Origin of the sequence: Herbaspirillum sp. AP02 (genome assembly GCF_015767275.1) — a bacterium.
GTDB lineage: Bacteria > Pseudomonadota > Gammaproteobacteria > Burkholderiales > Burkholderiaceae_D > Herbaspirillum.
On record NZ_JADWMY010000003.1, the window covers coordinates 249,520 to 265,603 of the forward strand.

Below are 16,084 nucleotides of genomic sequence, written 5' to 3' on the forward strand. Positions count from 1 at the left end.
GGCCGGGTCTTCAGTTCGGCTTGCGCAAGGCTTCGCGCAGGTCGGGCAGCATCTCGCGCAGATTGGGCGCATCCTCAGCATAGGGGCGCAGGGCCAGATAGGCTTCCAGGTCTTCCAGTGCGGCCTGGGCCATGCCCAGGTTGGCGAAGGCCAGCCCACGGTCGCGTTTTTCGGTGACTTCTTCGGGCAGCAGGATCACCAGGCGTTCCTGCACGTCCAGCACCTGTTGCCAGCGCTGGCTTTCCATGAAGATCGCTTTCAGGTTGCGCAGCATGCGCGCCAGGATTTCTCGCGGGTGGGCCGCCCGCAGATACGCGGCCAAGGGCAGTTCGTCGCCGAATTCCTCTTCCTGCTGATGCGCCAGGAAGGGCTCCAGACGCTCTTCCAGTTCTTCCCGCGACAGGCTGGAACCGTTCATGGGATCGAGTACGATTTCCCCAGACTGTACCGACAACTTCATCAGGAAGTGGCCGGGGAATGAAACCCCCTTCATGTCCAACCCGATCTGCTGGGCCAGTTCGATATACACCACCGCCAGCGAAATCGGGATGCCGCGCCGGGTCGAGATGACACGATGGATATAGCTGTTGTCGGGATCGTAGTAATTGTTGACGTTGCCGGCGAAGGCCAGTTCCTGGAAGAAGAACTGGTTCAGCATGCGCAGCTTCTGGATTTGCGAGGCGTCTGAAGGCAGTCGCTGCCTGAGCTTCAAGGCCAGGGAGTCAAGCGCCATTTCCTCTTCGGCAAAATCCATTTCGGGATAGAAATCCTGTCCCAACGTCAGGGCCGATTCGAACAGCGGGATCGAATCGTCCTGGCGCACCAGCGAAGCGAAATAGTCGAGGGAGGTGAGCGTCATGACACCCATGCTATCAAAATATTGCGCGCTGCGTCAGGTCTCCTTGGAGGGGAGTGAAATTTGTTGTTTCACTCCACCGCTTTCTTTTGCTGAAGCGACAGGAAGGCTGGTTCAAAGGCTCAGCGGCGGGCGATCCGCTTGAATTCGCGCAGCCGGAAACCCATGGCAAACAGCGGTCCGAAGTAGGCGGCCGCACAGACCACCAGCACCAGCATCAGCGCGCCGATGCGCAGCAGCGGATGGGCGCGCAGGGCGACCCAGTCGAAGTGGCCGGCCATCCACATGGCCACACCCGCCAGCACCAGCAAGGCAGCGCACAGTCTTACCAGGAACAGGCCCCAGCCCGGTCGCGGCACGTAGATCTGGCGGCGGCGCAGGCCGATGAACAGGCACAGCGCGTTGAGGCAGGCCCCCAGCCCGATGGACAGCGCCAGACCGGCATGGGCGAAGATCGGGACAAACAGGCTGTTCATGGCCTGGGTGGCGATCAGCACGCCCACGGCGATGATCACCGGGGTGCGGATATCCTGTTTGGCATAGAAGCCGGGCGCCAGGATCTTGACCAGGATCAGGCCGATCAGGCCCACGCCATAGGCCACCAGCGCATGGCTGACCATGCTCACCGAGAGCACATCGAAACGGCCGTAGTGGAACAGGGTGGCGGTCAGCGGTTCGGAGAGCGTGGCCAGTCCCACCGCCGCCGGCATGGCCAGCATGAAGGTCAGCCGCAGGCCCCAGTCCAGCAGGGCGGAATATTCCTCCATGTCCTGCTCGGCGTGGGCATTGGACAGGCTGGGCAGCAGGATGGTCCCCAGGGCCACGCCCAGCAGGGCGGTTGGGAATTCCATCAGGCGGTCGGCATAGGTCAGCCAGGACACGCTGCCATGCTCCAGACGCGAGGCGATGTTGGTATTGATCATCAGGCTGATCTGCGCGGCCGAGACGGCAAAGACGGCCGGCCCCATTTTCTTCAACACCCGTTTGACGCCCTCGTCGCGCAGGCCCAGCATGGGATTCCAGTACAGGCGCGGCAGCATGCCGATCTTCACCAGCGCCGGCACCTGGATGGCGACCTGCAGGATGCCGCCGACCAGCACGGCGAAGGCCATGGCATAGATGGGCTGCTCCATGAAGGGCGCCACGAACAGCGAAGCGACGATGAAGGCCACGTTGAGCAGCACCGAGGTCACCGCCGGAATCTTGAATTCCTTCCAGGTATTGAGGATGCCCCCCGCCAGCGCCACGAAGGCCATGAAGCCGATGTAGGGAAACATGATGCGGGTCATCAGCACCGAGGCGTGGAAGGCGTCCGGGTCGTATTGCAGGCCGGTGGCGATGAAGTAGACCACGAAGGGTGTGGCCACGATGCCGGCCACGCAGGTGATGAGCATCACCCACATCAGGGCGGTGGCGACGTGGTCGATCAGGTGCTTGGTTTCTTCGATGCCGCGGCGGTTCTTGTACTCGGCCAGGATGGGCACGAAGGCCTGCGAGAACGCGCCTTCGGCGAACAGGCGGCGCAGCAGGTTGGGAATGCGGAAAGCGATGTTGAAGGCGTCGGTATAGGCGGAGGCGCCAAAGGCGCGGGCAAACAGGATTTCCCGGACCAGTCCGGTGATGCGCGAGAGCATCGTCATGCCGGAAATGGCGGCTAGCGTTTTATGCAAGTTCATGGAGCGGCATTATAGCGGGGGCCTTGCGGCGGCGGCCGCAATCGCGGCCCTGGTTCCGGCGCGTCTGGTGGGCTTGGTGGGCCTGGTGGTCTGGACCGGCGATGCGCAGCGGGTGGAGGTAGAGTCGGCAAGTCCATGACAGGTTCGATGTCCAATGACAATTTCTTCATGGCAAGCGAGCCGTCGCCGACCTTGCATCGCAGCCGATGCAGGTCTGTTTACTACAGTTCAGCGACAGAAGAGGACAAGTTGATTGCCTTGTCCAGTGAATCTGGTTATAATCCGATGCTTTACAGAATTTGGCATCGCGAGTCCTCGGGGTTTGCGGCGCAAACGACTCTCGATTTAGGATAATTTTCATGGCAAATACCGCACAGGCACGTAAGCGTGCTCGTCAAGCAGTCAAGCAAAACGCTCACAACTCGAGCCAGCGCTCGACCCTGCGCACCGCAATCAAGGCTGTTCGCAAGGCCATCGCTGCCGGCGACAAGGCTGCAGCAACCTCCGTGTTCCAATCTTCCGTGTCGACCATCGACAGCATCGCCGACAAGAAGATCATCCACAAGAACAAGGCTGCTCGCCACAAGAGCCGTCTGGCTGCTGCCCTGAAGGCCCTGGCTGCTTAATTGCCGCATGGCTTGATCTGAAGCGAGGTTCATCCGCTTCAGGCTGCAGTACAAGAAAACCGCTTGCTTGCAAGCGGTTTTTTGCGTTTGTCGATGCTGGCTCTTGCCGCTTCTCTCGCTGGCCGGCGGACCCGGAAGAGGCTGGCCGCCAGCCTTGCTTCCCGGAGCCGCCCAGCCTGTTTACTGGGACAGGCCTTCGATCTTGGTGCCGGGCTTGATGTTCTTCTGCTTGAACCAGCCCTTGTTCATCTCCAGCGCGTAGACCGCCGCGCGCTTCGCACAGTGCGAATCCAGGGTCTGCTCCTTCATTTCCTCGATGTTGATGATGACGCCTTTTTCATCCATGAACGCCACCGACAGGGGAATCAGCGTATTTTTCATCCACATGCAGACTCCCGCCGGCTGACCGAAGAGGAACAGCATGCCTTCGTTGTCCCCCAACTTGTCGCGGAACATCAGGCCTTGCTCGCGCTCGGCCTCGGTCTGGGCCACTTCCGCCTTGATCAGGTGGATGCCGATGTTGAGCTGGGTGGTGGAGAACTTGCGTACTGGCGGCGTCTGGGCGCTGGCGGCGGCAGCTGCGATGCAGCCGATGGCCAGCACGGCAGCGGCGGCACGGCGCAAGAGGGTGAGGCGGAAAAGTGAAGATGGGCGCATGTTCAATATCTATCGTGGGTCAGGTCGGACGAAGAGCAGGCAGCATAGCAGGTGCCGGGCTGGGTGCGACAGTGGATGAGCAGGCAGCCGGCAAAAGCGTGCGGGCATGAAAAAAGGCAGGACCAGCCTGCCTTTTCTTGATGCGGACGCTAATTACTTAGCTTCAGCTGCCTTCTTTGCCTTCTTGGCCTTTTTGGCCTTCTTGGCCTTCTTTGCCTTCGGAGCAGCGGCTTCAGCCTTCGGCGCTTCCGGAGCGGCCGGAGCTTGTGCGAAAGCAGCAGTGGCGAACAGACCAGCGATCAGAGCGGCGATCAATTTTTTCATTTTGCGTCCTTCAATTCAACATGTTAGGGATGTGAGGCAAACGATGATTCGTGCGAATCAATGCCAATAACGGTGGGCGCGTATGAAGGTTGACATCGATTTTGATCTTTTTTACGAGGTTTGATGAAGAATCGTGCACTCTGCCACCATAAAATGTTGTCATGGTGGCCAGTATTTTGTGCGTGAGGCTATTCAGGCCGGACCGTCCAGTACCGTTGGATCTACCTCCCGCCATTCGCCTGGCATCACCGGATGGGTTGCCAGCGAGAACGGCCCGATTGCGATGCGCACCAGGCGCAGCGTCGGCAGGCCGACGGCAGCCGTCATCCGGCGCACCTGGCGGTTCTTGCCTTCGCTGATGGTCAGCGCGATCCAGCTGGTCGGCTGGTTCTGGCGCTGGCGGATCGGTGGCGTGCGCGGCCACAGCCAGGGCGGTTCCTGGATCAGCCGGGCCTGGCTCTGCTGGGTCACGAAATCGCCCAAGTCCAACGGATTGCTCAGTCGCTGCAACGCCTCCGGGCTGGCCTGGCCTTCCACCTGGGCCAGATAGGTCTTGGGCTGCTTGCGCCGGGGGTGGGCGATGGCATGCTGCAGTTTGCCGTCGTCGGTGAGCAGGAGCAGGCCCTCGCTGTCAGCATCCAGCCGCCCGGCCGGATAGACGTTGGGAATATCGATGTAGTCCGCCAGGGTCTGGCGCTCGGCATGGGTCGAGAACTGGCTCATCACCTGGAAAGGTTTGTTGAATAAGATCAGAGGCATGCGCTAGTGTCGCAAAAACATGGCATTCCGTAAAATCCTGATGCATAATCGGCGTAGGATGTCCTATGTCTTATATAAGACTTCGCGAATGCATTCCGGAATTTCCCAGGCTCAAACCGTGGAAATCTCTTAAAATTCCCCGCTTGTATGACAATCTGCGCGCTGGCGACCGCTAGTCGCCGTGCCCGGATTGCCGCTGATGCTTTCTATCGCCACCGCCTCAACCGTCGGAGACCACGATGTCGTACCAACATATCCAAGTGCCTGCTGAAGGGCGCAAGATCACCGCCAACGCCGATGACACCCTCAATGTCCCCAATAACCCCATCATCCCCTTCATCATGGGCGATGGCGTGGGCGCGGATGTCACGCCGGTGATGCTCAAGGTGGTCGATGCCGCCGTGGAGAAAGCCTACGGTGGCGCGCGCAAGATCCACTGGATGGAAATCTACGCGGGCGAAAAGTCGACCCGGCTGTATGGCTCCGATGTCTGGTTGCCTGATGAAACCCTGGACGTGCTCAAGGAGTATCTGGTCTCGATCAAGGGCCCCTTGTCCACGCCGGTCGGCGGCGGCATCCGCTCACTCAACGTGACCATGCGCCAGCAGCTGGACCTGTATGTCTGCCTGCGTCCGGTGCGTTACTTCAAGGGCGTGCCTTCGCCGTTGCGCGAGCCGGAGAAGACCGACATGGTGATCTTCCGCGAGAACTCGGAAGACATCTACGCCGGCATCGAATGGCAGGCCGGAACGCCCGAAGTGAAGAAGCTGATCGAACTGCTGACCCGCGAGATGGGCGTCAAGAAGCTGCGCTTCCCGGAGACGTCGGCCCTGGGCATCAAACCGGTCTCGCGCGAAGGTACCGAGCGCCTGGTGCGCAAGGCGATCCAGTACGCCATCGATCACGACAAGCCCTCGGTCACCCTCGTCCACAAGGGCAATATCATGAAGTACACCGAAGGTGCCTTCCGTGACTGGGGCTATGCCCTGGCGGGCCGCGAATTCGGTGCCGAGCTGATCGACGATGGCCCGTGGATGCGCCTGAAGAATCCCAAGACCGGTCGCCAGATCGTGATCAAGGACGCGATCACCGATGCCTTCTTCCAGCAGGTGCTGCTGCGTCCGGCCGAATACAGCGTGATCGCCACCATGAACCTGAACGGCGACTATATTTCCGACGCCGTGGCGGCCCAGGTCGGTGGCATCGGCATCGCTCCGGGCGCCAACATGTCGGACTCCGTGGCCGTGTTCGAAGCGACCCACGGTACCGCGCCCAAGTATGCCGGCAAGGATTACGTGAACCCGGGCTCCAGCATTCTCTCGGCTGAAATGATGCTGCGCCACATGGGCTGGATCGAGGCGGCAGAACTGATCATCACGGCAATGCAGAAGTCGGTGTCCTCCAAGCGAGTGACCTACGATTTCGCTCGTCTGCTGGAAGGTGCGACGCAGGTGTCATGTTCCGGATTCGGCGATGTGCTGATCGAAAACATGTAAGGCAAGCAGACTGCATCGGGCAGAGCGATCTGCCCAGAAGATGATGAAAAAACAACAGCCGGGAATACCCGGCTGTTTGTTTTGAAGCAAGGGAACGGGGCGGGGTGCTGAATGATGAGAGCATTGCCGGCAGACCCAAATGAAAAAAGCCCTGCAGTGCAGGGCTTTCAAGAGCGTACCGGGGTTTAGGCGGCGTTCTGGATGTTCGATGCTTGCTTGCCTTTGGGGCCTTGCGTAACGTCAAACTGGACTTTTTGACCTTCTTTCAGGGTCTTGAAGCCGTTCATCTGGATTGCGGAGAAGTGAGCGAACAGATCTTCGCCGCCGTCATCCGGAGTGATAAAGCCAAAGCCTTTGGAATCATTGAACCACTTGACAGTACCTGTTGCCATAAAAGCATCTTTCAAATATTAAGTATCACACGAGCCGTCAAAGCAAGAAGCATCGCGCGTCACGCAGCCCCCCTTAAACCGTGCCCCCTTCGCATCGAGTAGTTGTTACATTTAGTAACTACTAATCAATGAAATTGCATTGTTCTCGGTCGAAATATAAAAGTCAAGCAGTTTTCATCTCAAAGTTTATGCGCTTGTTTTGGCGATAGAGCAGGATGCCCTTGATTTAGGATAAATCATCGTCATCTGCGCAAGGTCCGGAAAACAAGTAATATCTATCTCATCTAGAGGTTACGAGATCATTGTGCGTTGCACAGCTTTTGATGGTCCAATAAACGCATGGCAACCAAGCACGAAAATGATGGCGGTACAGTCCTGGAACGGCAGCAGGCTAAAATCAAGCCGCCCGCGATGTACCAGGTTTTTTTGTTGAACGATGACTATACGCCGATGGAATTCGTCGTCGCCGTCATCCAGCAGCATTTCAACAAGGACCGTGAAACCGCGACGCAGATCATGCTCAAGGTTCACCGCGATGGGAAGGGAATGTGTGGTGTGTATCCCAAAGATATCGCATCCACTAAAGTGGAACTCGTTTTAACCCACGCTCGAAAAGCAGGGCATCCCCTGCAATGCGTGATGGAGGAAGCATGATTGCGCAGGAACTCGAAGTCAGTTTGCACATGGCCTTTGTCGAGGCAAGACAATCGCGTCATGAATTCATTACCGTGGAGCACTTGCTGCTGGCGTTGCTGGACAATCCGTCGGCCGCCGAAGTGCTGCGCGCCTGCTCGGTGAACATTGATGATCTGCGCAAGACGCTGACCAATTTCATCACCGACAATACCCCCACGGTACCCGGTACCAACGAAGTGGACACGCAGCCCACGCTGGGCTTCCAGCGTGTGATCCAGCGCGCCATCATGCACGTGCAATCGGCTTCCAACGGCAAGAAGGAAGTGACCGGTGCCAATGTGCTGGTCGCCATCTTCGGCGAGAAGGATTCGCACGCGGTGTACTATCTGCATCAGCAGGGCGTGACCCGCCTGGACGTGGTCAACTTCATCTCGCACGGTGTACGCAAGGACCAGCAGGCCGATCCGCAGAAGGCGCCGGAAGGTGCCGAGGACGTACAGGCCGAAGGGCAGCAGAAGGAAAGCCCGCTGGACCAGTTCACCCAGAACCTGAACAAGGCCGCCGCCGAAGGCAAGATCGATCCGCTGATCGGCCGCGATTCCGAGGTCGAACGCGTGATCCAGACGCTGTGCCGTCGCCGCAAGAACAATCCGCTGCTGGTGGGCGAAGCCGGCGTGGGCAAGACCGCCATCGCCGAAGGCCTGGCCTGGCGCGTGACGCAAGGCGATGTGCCGGAGATCCTCAAGAACGCCGTCGTCTACTCGCTGGACATGGGCGCGCTGCTGGCCGGCACCAAGTATCGCGGTGACTTCGAACAACGTCTGAAGGCGGTGTTGAAGCAGTTGAAGGACAGCCCCAACGGCATCCTCTTCATCGACGAAATCCATACCATCATCGGCGCCGGTTCGGCCTCGGGTGGCACCCTGGATGCGTCCAACCTGTTGAAGCCGGCGCTCTCCAGCGGTCAGTTGAAGTGCATCGGTGCGACCACCTACACCGAGTTCCGTGGCGTCTTCGAGAAGGATCACGCGCTGTCGCGTCGCTTCCAGAAGATCGATGTGAACGAACCGACCGTGGAACAGACCGTGCAGATCCTGCGTGGCCTGAAGTCCAAGTTCGAGGAACACCATGGTGTGAAGTATTCTGCATCCGCGCTGACTTCGGCAGCCGAGCTGGCAGCCCGCTTCATCAATGATCGTCACCTGCCCGACAAGGCCATCGACGTCATCGACGAAGCCGGTGCGGCACAGCGCATCCTGCCCAAGTCCAAGCAGAAGAAGACCATCGGCAAGCCGGAAATCGAGGAAATCATTTCCAAGATCGCCCGCATCCCGCCGCAGTCCGTGAACCAGGATGATCGCGCCAAGCTGCAGACCATCGATCGCGACCTGAAGAACGTCGTCTTCGGCCAGGACCCGGCCATCGAAGCGCTGTCGTCGGCCATCAAGATGGCCCGTGCCGGCCTGGGCAAGACCGACAAGCCGATCGGCTCCTTCCTGTTCTCCGGTCCGACCGGCGTGGGCAAGACCGAAGTGGCCAAGCAACTGGCCTTCATCCTCGGTATCGAGCTGGTGCGTTTCGACATGTCCGAATACATGGAGCGCCATGCCGTGAGCCGCCTGATCGGCGCGCCCCCGGGCTATGTCGGCTTCGACCAGGGCGGCCTGCTGACCGAGGCTGTCAACAAGAAGCCGCATGCCGTGCTGCTGCTGGACGAAATCGAAAAGGCGCACCCCGACATCTTCAACATCCTGTTGCAGGTGATGGACCATGGCACGCTGACCGATAACAACGGCCGCAAGACCGACTTCCGCAACGTGATCATCATCATGACCACCAACGCGGGGGCCGAGAGCCTGCAGAAGCGCACCATCGGCTTCACCGAGAAGAAGGAAGCCGGCGACGAAATGGCGGACATCAAGCGTATGTTCACCCCTGAGTTCCGCAACCGTCTGGATGCCATCATCAGCTTCCGCCCGCTGGACGAGGAAATCATCCTGCGCGTGGTGGACAAGTTCCTCATGCAACTGGAAGAACAGCTGCACGAGAAGAAGGTGGAAGCCGTCTTCTCCGACAGCCTGCGCAAGTTCCTGGGCAAGAAGGGCTTCGATCCGCTGATGGGGGCACGCCCGATGTCGCGCCTGATCCAGGACCTGATCCGCAAGGCCTTGGCCGACGAACTGCTGTTCGGCAAGCTGGTCAGCGGTGGTCGTGTCACGGTGGAGATGGACGACAAGGACCAGATCAAGCTGGAGTTCCCCGAGGGCGACGATTCGTCCCCGCCGGAAGAGCCGCAGGAAAAGCTCGAAGTCGAATAAGCCTCTGCCAGTAAATCAGCAAGCCAACAAGGCCGCTCCGGAAATCCGGAGTGGCCTTTTGTTTTTGGGACAGAGCGCTTGCGATACCCGCGTACACACAACAAGATACGCACAACAAAAAACGGCGCGGTCTTCACCGCGCCGTCTCAGGGCAAACATCAGGCCAAAGAGGCGTGATCAGAAGACTCAGGGTACCAGTGGCTTGCCCGCTTCCTGCTTGGCCTTCACGATCTGCGTGACCTTGTCGATCATCGACAGACGATAAGTGGTCGCCGGATGCAACGCCGTATAGCCATTTGGCACGCTGGCCGGATACTGCTCGGCCAGGCGCTTCCAGAAGGCCGGCACATTGTCGATGTTGTAGCCGGCGCGTGCCAGCAGGTACAGCGACAGGGTATCTGCCGCGGCATCCAGGTCCTGCGGATAGACGCGGATACCGGCCGTGCCAGCAGTGGTGGTCGGGTCCGGATGCGGCAGCAGAAGGTTATCGATCACCTCCGCGATGGTCGACACCATGCGTTGGCGGATCGCATGTCCGAGGATGTTGTGCGCCATGTCCTTGGCGATCAGATAGGCCAGTTCATCATCGGAACGGGTGAACTTGAGCATGCCTCGCGTAATCAGTACGCGGCGGCCATCGGCATAGGTGTTGACGTTGTCGGCATTGCCCAGCTCGATGCTGAAGGCGCAGGCATAGGTCAGCGGCACGTTGAGCGTGCTGTTCTGGCCGTTGCGTTGCACGCCCAGTGCAATCGGTGTTTGCTTGACCACCAGCGGGCTCAGCAGCACGGCGGCCTGGCGTTCGGCATCGGTGCCCTGCGGCATCGGCTTGCCTGCTACCGACATCAGGAAGTCACCACGCTGGATGCCCGCCTTTTCCGCACCACTGCCGGGCAGCACGCCGGTAACCTGCAGGCGGTCGTCATAGCCCAGGCTGCGGGCGGTTTCAGCGTATTCGATCGGGAAGGAATACTTGTTCTTGGCGGTAAATCCCAGCAGGTTGCGGGCATTGCCGCGGCATAGTTGCGCGTTGCTGGTCAGCAGCGGCGCGGCCACGCGATAGAGACGATCCTGCTGGGCGATCAGTTCACGCAGTTGCGCTTGTTGGGGATTGTCGGCGACCGGCTTGGGTGCCTGGGTCACTACCGTCGGCTTGGCGGGGGCGCTGGCCGGCGCGGTGCCGGGTTCCTGGGTGGCGCAGGCGGCCAGGATGGCCAGCGGCGCCAGAGTGGCGAGGGTTCTTATCTTCTGCCACGCGGGCAGGGGGGGTACGAGCATGCGGTTCTCCATCAATAGGGGCCTGCTGGGTCCGGGGTGTCCCGGACAGGCCATAGGACAGGCTCATCCTTGTCACGGTTCCTTGTCGCTTTGTACTGTGGCGTAGGACGGCCGCTGGCGCCATAGCCAGCGGCGGGGACGATTCAAGACTTGCCGGTACTGCCGAAGCCGCCTTCGCCGCGCTCGGTTTCGGTGGAGAACTTGTCCACCATGCTCAAGGCCACCTGTACCACCGGCTGGAACATCAACTGGGCAATCCGGTCGCCCGGCTGCACGACGTAGTCTTCCTGGCCCGAATTGGCCAGGATCACGGCGATTTCACCATGGTAATCGGCGTCGATGACGCCGATGCCTTGTGCCACATGCAGCCCGTGCTTGAGCGACAGGCCCGAGCGCGAGGCCACGATGGCCACCAGCGAGGGATCCATCATGTTGATGGCCAGGCCGGTCTTGATCAGTTCGCGGCTACCGGCGCGCAGAGTGATGGGGGCCTCGATGCAGGCCCGCAGATCCAGAGCGGCGGAGCCATCGGTGGCATAGCTGGGAACAGGGATCTGTTCGCCGAGAAGGGGGTTGACGATACGGGCTTCGATTCGACGATGCATATTTCTTCACGGGTGATGGAATGACAAGAATGCGCGCCAGGCTGGCGGCGAGCATCACCTAAGGCCGCAATTCTAGCAACTTCCATCTCGGAATGGATGTTTCTTGCCACCCTGGCCAGTCGCTGGGATCGACGCGGGAGCCTGCTTCTGCGGACAGCCTTGGTGCAGCGCAATGTCCGATTGAGGTGCAATTGCGCCAATCGCGCGCCCGGTGCAAGGGATGCCAGCGCCGTCACCCTGCAGGGAAAATCTCCCTATTTCGCCGCAAGTGCGCGCCCCATAAGGCTTATAACATCCTGTCGCTGCATCTGGCACAGATTCTGCTCATGACCTCCGGCAAGATTATGCATTATGCATAATCAATGTCGCCATGCCGCATCGACGCGGCATACGGGGTCATTTTCCGTGCCGCCCATGCCATTCGAGCAGTCTTCAGGAGCAGGAGCCCATGTCGGACAACCGTCTAGAAGTCGACAATCTGAGCCACGCCTTCATCAAGGCCAACGGCGAAGAAATCCGGATATTCCAGAACCTTCACTTCAATGTCGGCAAAGGTGAAATCGTTGCCATCGTCGGTCGCAGTGGCGCCGGCAAGAGTACGCTCTTCAACCTCATCTCGGGGCTGCTCAAGCCGACCGCCGGTCGCATCGTGCTGCAGCCGCGCGAGGACGGCCGCGCCGGCAGCATTGCCTACATGTTGCAGAAGGACTTGCTGCTGCCCTGGCGCACCATCCTCGACAACGCCGTGCTGGGCATCGAGTTGCAGCGCGATGTCACCGAAGCCGACCGTGAGCGCGCCCGCGCCATGCTCAAGCGCTATGGCCTGGACACCGTGGCGCAGTCCTATCCGCATGCGCTCTCCGGCGGGATGAAGCAGCGCGTGGCGCTGTGTCGCACGCTGCTGGCCGATCCCACCGTGGTGCTGCTGGACGAGCCCTTCTCCGCGCTCGACTACGAGACCCGCCTGATGCTGGAAAACGATGTCATCAGCCTCACGCGCAGCGAAGGCACCAGCGTCATCCTGGTGACCCACGACATCGACGAAGCCATCGCCATGAGCCAGCGGGTGGTGGTGCTCGGTGGACGTCCGGCGCAGATCATGCGCGAGCAGCACATCGTGCTCACGGTGGAGGGCAGCAATGGCCTGCGCGACGCCGTCAGCGCCCGGGGCGCGCCAGAATTCCCGCACTACCACAAAGAGATCTGGAACGCCCTGCGTGCCAGCGACGTCGCCCACGCCAGCACCTGAGGAGAGAGTGATGAAATCCAAAGACGGCAGCGCCACCGCCATCGTCGCCACCTTGCTGGTGGTGGCCGTCATCGTGTGGCAGATGGCGGCCCAGTCCAATCTGATCAACGGTCAGCTGCTGGGCTCGCCGGCGGGCATCTACAAATCCGCCGTGATCGGCCTGAGCCAGGGACAACTGCTCTACGACACCTGGGTCACGCTGGTAGAGACCCTGCTGGGCCTGTTGCTGGGCAGCGGCCTGGGCATCGCACTGGGACTGGCGCTGTGGTTCTATCCGCGTACTTCGGCCATCGTCGAGCAGTTCTCCATCCTGCTCAACAGCATTCCCAAGATCGCGCTGGGGCCGTTGATCATCATCTGGTTCGGCTCGGGCATGGTCTCCAAGATCTGGCTGGCGGGCATCTCCACCTTCGCGGTGGCCATCATCTCTTCCTGCGCCGCTGCCCAGGAGGTCGACAAGGATCTCCTGAACCTGTTCAAGTCCTTCAAGGCCCAGCGCGCCAAGGTGTTCAAGAAACTGATCCTGCCGGCGTCGGTGCCGTGGATCTTTTCCATCCTGCGCATCAACATCGGCTTCGCCCTGATCGGGGCGGTCGTGGGCGAATTCATCGCCTCCGAAAGCGGACTCGGGCATGCGGTCTTCGTGGCCGGCTCGCTGTTTGACCTCAATACCGTCTGGCTGGGCGTGATCATCCTCACGCTCATGGCGGCCTTACTCACCTGGCTGGTAAAACTGACTGAAGAAAGGGTAATTTCATGGAAAGGCGAACAATGAAGTCCATCCGCAAGGCAAGCGCAGCCGCACTGCTGTGCATCGGCTGTTTCGGGAGCAGCGTCGCGATGGCCGCCGAGAAGGCGGTGATCTACCAGGCCTTCCAGTCCATCCAGTATCTCCCCCTGTATGTCGCCATGGGCGAAGGACTGTTCGCCAAGCGCGGTCTGGAAGTGCAGAAGGTGACCGCCGGCGGGGGCGCCCAGGGTGTGGCGGCGGTCATTGGCGGTCACGCCGATTTCTCGCTGCAAGACCCGATGACGGCCGTGCTGGCCAATCTCAAGGGCGCGTCGTTGACCAATGTGGCCATGGTGGTGGCGGGCGTGCCGGTGTGGACGGTCGCGCCGGCCAATTCACCGATCAACTCCATCGCCGACTTCAAGGACCGGACCATTTCCACCGCCATCCCGCCGTCGACCTCGACCTACCTGCTGCAGAACCTGCTCAAGGAAAAGGGCCTCAATTCGGTCAAGCTCAATACGGTGGCCATCGGTACCGAGATCTCCCCGGTGGCTGCCGGCCGTGCCGATGCGGCGACGCTCTACCAGCCGCAGGTGGAGCAGGCGTTGGCCAACGGGTACAAGATCGTGCATGACTTCGCCAAGCAGTACAACGGTGTCTATGCCTTTTCCACGATTGATACCCTCAAGTCCACCGTGGAGAAAAAGCCGCAACTGGTCCAGAGCTTCGTGGCCGGCATCGCCGATGCGGAAAAGCTGATGCAGTCCAATCCGGAGGTGGCCTACAAGGTCGCCATCGCCGAGTTCCCGCAGCTGGACCCGGCAGTGGTGCGGGCCGCCGTCAAACGTCTGCTGGAGCAGAAGGTCTACCCGGCCACCCCGGTCATCTCGCGTGAAGCCTTCCAGGCCGGGCTGGATCTGCAGATTGCCATCGGCAACGTCAAGCCGGGGCAAGTCACGTACGAGAGCGCGGTCGACAACAGCTTCGCCGAAAAGACCACCAAGCCTTAAGATCTCCATGTGCCGTGCATCCTGCCCCCGGGCCGCGGATGCACGGTAGCCAACCGGTCGCGCAAGTGCAGTTGACTGCGCAGTGGATTGGCAGCACGGCACCGCCACCCAGCAGCAGAGGAAGACGATCATGACCACAGAAGCGACGCAGACCGCACCCGCATTCGCATCCAAGCCCAGCCCCCTGGCCGCCGCCGTGGCGGCCGCCGACCGCCTCGACGAGCGGCTCCGGGCCTTCGTCTGGCGCCCGGAGAGCTACCCCGCCGCCCAGAACACCAGCGGGCCGCTGGCCGGCATCCCGGTGGCGGTCAAGGACCTCATCGATACCGCCGACATGCCCACCGCCTATGGTTCGGCGATCTTCGCCGGCCATCAACCCGCCGCCGACGCCTGGATCGTGGCCCGACTGCGCCAGGCCGGCGCCATCATCTTCGGCAAGACCGTGACCACCGAATTCGCCTGGCGCGATCCCGGCGCCACCGTCAACCCCTGGCATCCGGGCTACACCCCCGGAGGTTCCTCCAGTGGCTCGGCGGCGGCGGTGGGCGCGGGCATCGTCGACATCGCCCTGGGCACGCAGACGGTCGGCTCCGTCATCCGCCCGGCCGCCTACTGCGGCGCCTATGGCTACAAGCCGACCTTTGGCCGTATTCCCACCGAGGGCGCGCACAAGCTCGCGCCCTCACTGGATCACCTGGGATTTATCACCTCCAGTTTTTACTGGTCGGCGGTCATGCATGCCGTGATCGTGCGCGACGGCGCCATTGCACCGCCCGCCTCGGCGAGCGCCTTCCATGCCGGCGTCAAACCGGCCCGTGTCGGGATCTATCGCAGTTCGCGCTGGGCGCAGGTACAGGGCGACGTCCAGCAGAATGTCGACGGCGTCATCCGGCGCCTGGAAAGGCATGGCGTTGCCTGCGTGCCGGTGGAATTGCCCGTCGACCTGATCGAGATGCATGCCTTGATCAACGAGATCCTGGCCTATGAAGCGCGGGCCGCCCTGCTGGACGATATCCGCGGCAAGGAGGACCTGGCCGGTCCCAACATCCGCGCGCTCATCGAGGCCGGTGCCGCCATCAGCAATGCGCGCTACGAAGCGCTGTGCGCGCGGCTGGCCAGCCTCAGGGCCGAGCGTGATCGCGTCTTCGACGGGCTCGATGCGATCCTGACCCTGCCTTCGCCGACCACTGCCTTGCCGGGTCTGGACAAGACCGGCGATGCGATCTTCTGCACCCCGGCGACCTTGCTGGGCTTGCCGGCGGTGACCTTGCCGTCGGGGTATTCGTCCGACTTCCTGCCCTTCGGTGTGCAACTGATCGGCCCTGGCGACCAGGACCTGGCCCTGCTGCAGCACGCCCAATGGATCAGCACGATCCTGCCCACGATCCGGCCGGCGCAACTGATGGGGAACTGAGCCGGCCGGCGGGCGGAGCCGGCGCAAGGGTGCGCTTGCACCGGCCTGCCGGGCA

The 16,084-nt window shown here is 61.1% G+C and carries 16 protein-coding genes; 8 read left to right on the top strand and 8 right to left on the bottom strand.

Annotated features, from left to right (window positions below):
* Nucleotides 1-10: 10 nt before the first annotated feature.
* Together I5R65_RS09610 and murJ are read right to left on the bottom strand one after the other, a co-directional pair.
* The gene (locus I5R65_RS09610; protein ID WP_180670642.1) at nt 11-859 is read right to left on the bottom strand and encodes a SirB1 family protein; all 849 of its coding nucleotides are present in this window, start codon (nt 857-859) and stop codon (nt 11-13) included.
* A gap of 119 nt (nt 860-978) precedes the next feature.
* Nucleotides 979-2,532: a murein biosynthesis integral membrane protein MurJ gene (gene murJ / locus I5R65_RS09615; protein WP_180670643.1), complete on the bottom strand. Its 1,554-nt coding sequence runs from the start codon at nt 2,530-2,532 to the stop codon at nt 979-981.
* A gap of 359 nt (nt 2,533-2,891) precedes the next feature.
* Here murJ and rpsT point away from each other — a divergent pair, with 359 nt between their 5' ends.
* Nucleotides 2,892-3,158 (top strand): 30S ribosomal protein S20, encoded by a 267-nt coding sequence (gene rpsT, locus I5R65_RS09620; protein ID WP_006463174.1) that lies wholly within the window; start codon nt 2,892-2,894, stop codon nt 3,156-3,158.
* 180 nt (nt 3,159-3,338) lie between these two features.
* Here the strand turns inward: rpsT and I5R65_RS09625 are convergent, their stop codons facing one another.
* From I5R65_RS09625 to I5R65_RS09635, 3 genes are all read right to left on the bottom strand, one after another.
* Nucleotides 3,339-3,815, bottom strand: coding sequence for a DUF192 domain-containing protein (locus I5R65_RS09625; protein ID WP_180670645.1), 477 nt, complete (start codon nt 3,813-3,815; stop codon nt 3,339-3,341).
* A gap of 153 nt (nt 3,816-3,968) precedes the next feature.
* The gene (locus tag I5R65_RS09630; protein ID WP_006463172.1) at nt 3,969-4,139 is read right to left on the bottom strand and encodes a hypothetical protein; all 171 of its coding nucleotides are present in this window, start codon (nt 4,137-4,139) and stop codon (nt 3,969-3,971) included.
* A 192-nt stretch (nt 4,140-4,331) separates the two neighbouring features.
* Nucleotides 4,332-4,898, bottom strand: coding sequence for a pseudouridine synthase (locus tag I5R65_RS09635; protein WP_180670646.1), 567 nt, complete (start codon nt 4,896-4,898; stop codon nt 4,332-4,334).
* A gap of 239 nt (nt 4,899-5,137) precedes the next feature.
* Here I5R65_RS09635 and icd point away from each other — a divergent pair, with 239 nt between their 5' ends.
* The gene (icd, locus tag I5R65_RS09640) at nt 5,138-6,394 is read left to right on the top strand and encodes an NADP-dependent isocitrate dehydrogenase (RefSeq protein WP_180670648.1); all 1,257 of its coding nucleotides are present in this window, start codon (nt 5,138-5,140) and stop codon (nt 6,392-6,394) included.
* A gap of 185 nt (nt 6,395-6,579) precedes the next feature.
* Here the strand turns inward: icd and I5R65_RS09645 are convergent, their stop codons facing one another.
* Entirely contained in the window at nt 6,580-6,786 is a 207-nt protein-coding gene (locus I5R65_RS09645; RefSeq protein WP_006463169.1) for a cold-shock protein, read from the bottom strand.
* Between the two features lie 339 nt (nt 6,787-7,125).
* Between I5R65_RS09645 and clpS the strand changes: the two genes are divergently transcribed.
* Together clpS and clpA are read left to right on the top strand one after the other, a co-directional pair.
* Nucleotides 7,126-7,440: an ATP-dependent Clp protease adapter ClpS gene (clpS, locus tag I5R65_RS09650; protein WP_180670650.1), complete on the top strand. Its 315-nt coding sequence runs from the start codon at nt 7,126-7,128 to the stop codon at nt 7,438-7,440.
* Nucleotides 7,437-9,740: an ATP-dependent Clp protease ATP-binding subunit ClpA gene (gene clpA / locus I5R65_RS09655; RefSeq protein ID WP_180670652.1), complete on the top strand. Its 2,304-nt coding sequence runs from the start codon at nt 7,437-7,439 to the stop codon at nt 9,738-9,740. The genes clpS and clpA overlap by 4 nt, the downstream gene beginning before the upstream one ends.
* A 186-nt stretch (nt 9,741-9,926) precedes the next feature.
* Here clpA and I5R65_RS09660 read toward each other — a convergent pair whose 3' ends face one another.
* The gene (locus I5R65_RS09660) at nt 9,927-11,018 is read right to left on the bottom strand and encodes a M48 family metallopeptidase (RefSeq protein ID WP_180670654.1); all 1,092 of its coding nucleotides are present in this window, start codon (nt 11,016-11,018) and stop codon (nt 9,927-9,929) included.
* A 143-nt stretch (nt 11,019-11,161) separates the two neighbouring features.
* Nucleotides 11,162-11,623, bottom strand: a complete 462-nt coding sequence (gene dut, locus I5R65_RS09665) for a dUTP diphosphatase (RefSeq protein ID WP_006463163.1) — start codon at nt 11,621-11,623, stop codon at nt 11,162-11,164.
* Nucleotides 11,624-12,071: 448 nt separating this feature from the next.
* Here dut and I5R65_RS09670 point away from each other — a divergent pair, with 448 nt between their 5' ends.
* The 4 genes from I5R65_RS09670 (at nt 12,072) to I5R65_RS09685 (ending at nt 16,029) form a co-directional block, all read left to right on the top strand.
* The gene (locus I5R65_RS09670; protein ID WP_180670656.1) at nt 12,072-12,872 is read left to right on the top strand and encodes an ABC transporter ATP-binding protein; all 801 of its coding nucleotides are present in this window, start codon (nt 12,072-12,074) and stop codon (nt 12,870-12,872) included.
* A 10-nt stretch (nt 12,873-12,882) separates the two neighbouring features.
* Entirely contained in the window at nt 12,883-13,647 is a 765-nt protein-coding gene (locus I5R65_RS09675; protein ID WP_006463161.1) for an ABC transporter permease, read from the top strand.
* Nucleotides 13,644-14,615 carry an ABC transporter substrate-binding protein gene (locus tag I5R65_RS09680; RefSeq protein ID WP_231395131.1) on the top strand — a complete coding sequence of 324 codons (972 nt, stop codon included), beginning with the start codon at nt 13,644-13,646 and terminating at the stop codon, nt 14,613-14,615. The genes I5R65_RS09675 and I5R65_RS09680 overlap by 4 nt, the downstream gene beginning before the upstream one ends.
* A 130-nt stretch (nt 14,616-14,745) precedes the next feature.
* Nucleotides 14,746-16,029: an amidase gene (locus tag I5R65_RS09685; protein WP_180670659.1), complete on the top strand. Its 1,284-nt coding sequence runs from the start codon at nt 14,746-14,748 to the stop codon at nt 16,027-16,029.
* The last annotated feature ends 55 nt before the right edge of the window (nt 16,030-16,084 follow it).

What these genes read in the sequence shown, in the direction of transcription:
- I5R65_RS09610 (WP_180670642.1), bottom strand. Translation starts at nt 859, where the DNA reads ATGACGCTCACCTCCCTCGACTATTTCGCTTCGCTGGTGCGCCAGGAC.
- murJ (WP_180670643.1), bottom strand. Translation starts at nt 2,532, where the DNA reads ATGAACTTGCATAAAACGCTAGCCGCCATTTCCGGCATGACGATGCTC.
- rpsT (WP_006463174.1), top strand. Translation starts at nt 2,892, where the DNA reads ATGGCAAATACCGCACAGGCACGTAAGCGTGCTCGTCAAGCAGTCAAG.
- I5R65_RS09625 (WP_180670645.1), bottom strand. Translation starts at nt 3,815, where the DNA reads ATGCGCCCATCTTCACTTTTCCGCCTCACCCTCTTGCGCCGTGCCGCC.
- I5R65_RS09630 (WP_006463172.1), bottom strand. Translation starts at nt 4,139, where the DNA reads ATGAAAAAATTGATCGCCGCTCTGATCGCTGGTCTGTTCGCCACTGCT.
- I5R65_RS09635 (WP_180670646.1), bottom strand. Translation starts at nt 4,898, where the DNA reads ATGCCTCTGATCTTATTCAACAAACCTTTCCAGGTGATGAGCCAGTTC.
- icd (WP_180670648.1), top strand. Translation starts at nt 5,138, where the DNA reads ATGTCGTACCAACATATCCAAGTGCCTGCTGAAGGGCGCAAGATCACC.
- I5R65_RS09645 (WP_006463169.1), bottom strand. Translation starts at nt 6,786, where the DNA reads ATGGCAACAGGTACTGTCAAGTGGTTCAATGATTCCAAAGGCTTTGGC.
- clpS (WP_180670650.1), top strand. Translation starts at nt 7,126, where the DNA reads ATGGCAACCAAGCACGAAAATGATGGCGGTACAGTCCTGGAACGGCAG.
- clpA (WP_180670652.1), top strand. Translation starts at nt 7,437, where the DNA reads ATGATTGCGCAGGAACTCGAAGTCAGTTTGCACATGGCCTTTGTCGAG.
- I5R65_RS09660 (WP_180670654.1), bottom strand. Translation starts at nt 11,018, where the DNA reads ATGCTCGTACCCCCCCTGCCCGCGTGGCAGAAGATAAGAACCCTCGCC.
- dut (WP_006463163.1), bottom strand. Translation starts at nt 11,623, where the DNA reads ATGCATCGTCGAATCGAAGCCCGTATCGTCAACCCCCTTCTCGGCGAA.
- I5R65_RS09670 (WP_180670656.1), top strand. Translation starts at nt 12,072, where the DNA reads ATGTCGGACAACCGTCTAGAAGTCGACAATCTGAGCCACGCCTTCATC.
- I5R65_RS09675 (WP_006463161.1), top strand. Translation starts at nt 12,883, where the DNA reads ATGAAATCCAAAGACGGCAGCGCCACCGCCATCGTCGCCACCTTGCTG.
- I5R65_RS09680 (WP_231395131.1), top strand. Translation starts at nt 13,644, where the DNA reads ATGAAGTCCATCCGCAAGGCAAGCGCAGCCGCACTGCTGTGCATCGGC.
- I5R65_RS09685 (WP_180670659.1), top strand. Translation starts at nt 14,746, where the DNA reads ATGACCACAGAAGCGACGCAGACCGCACCCGCATTCGCATCCAAGCCC.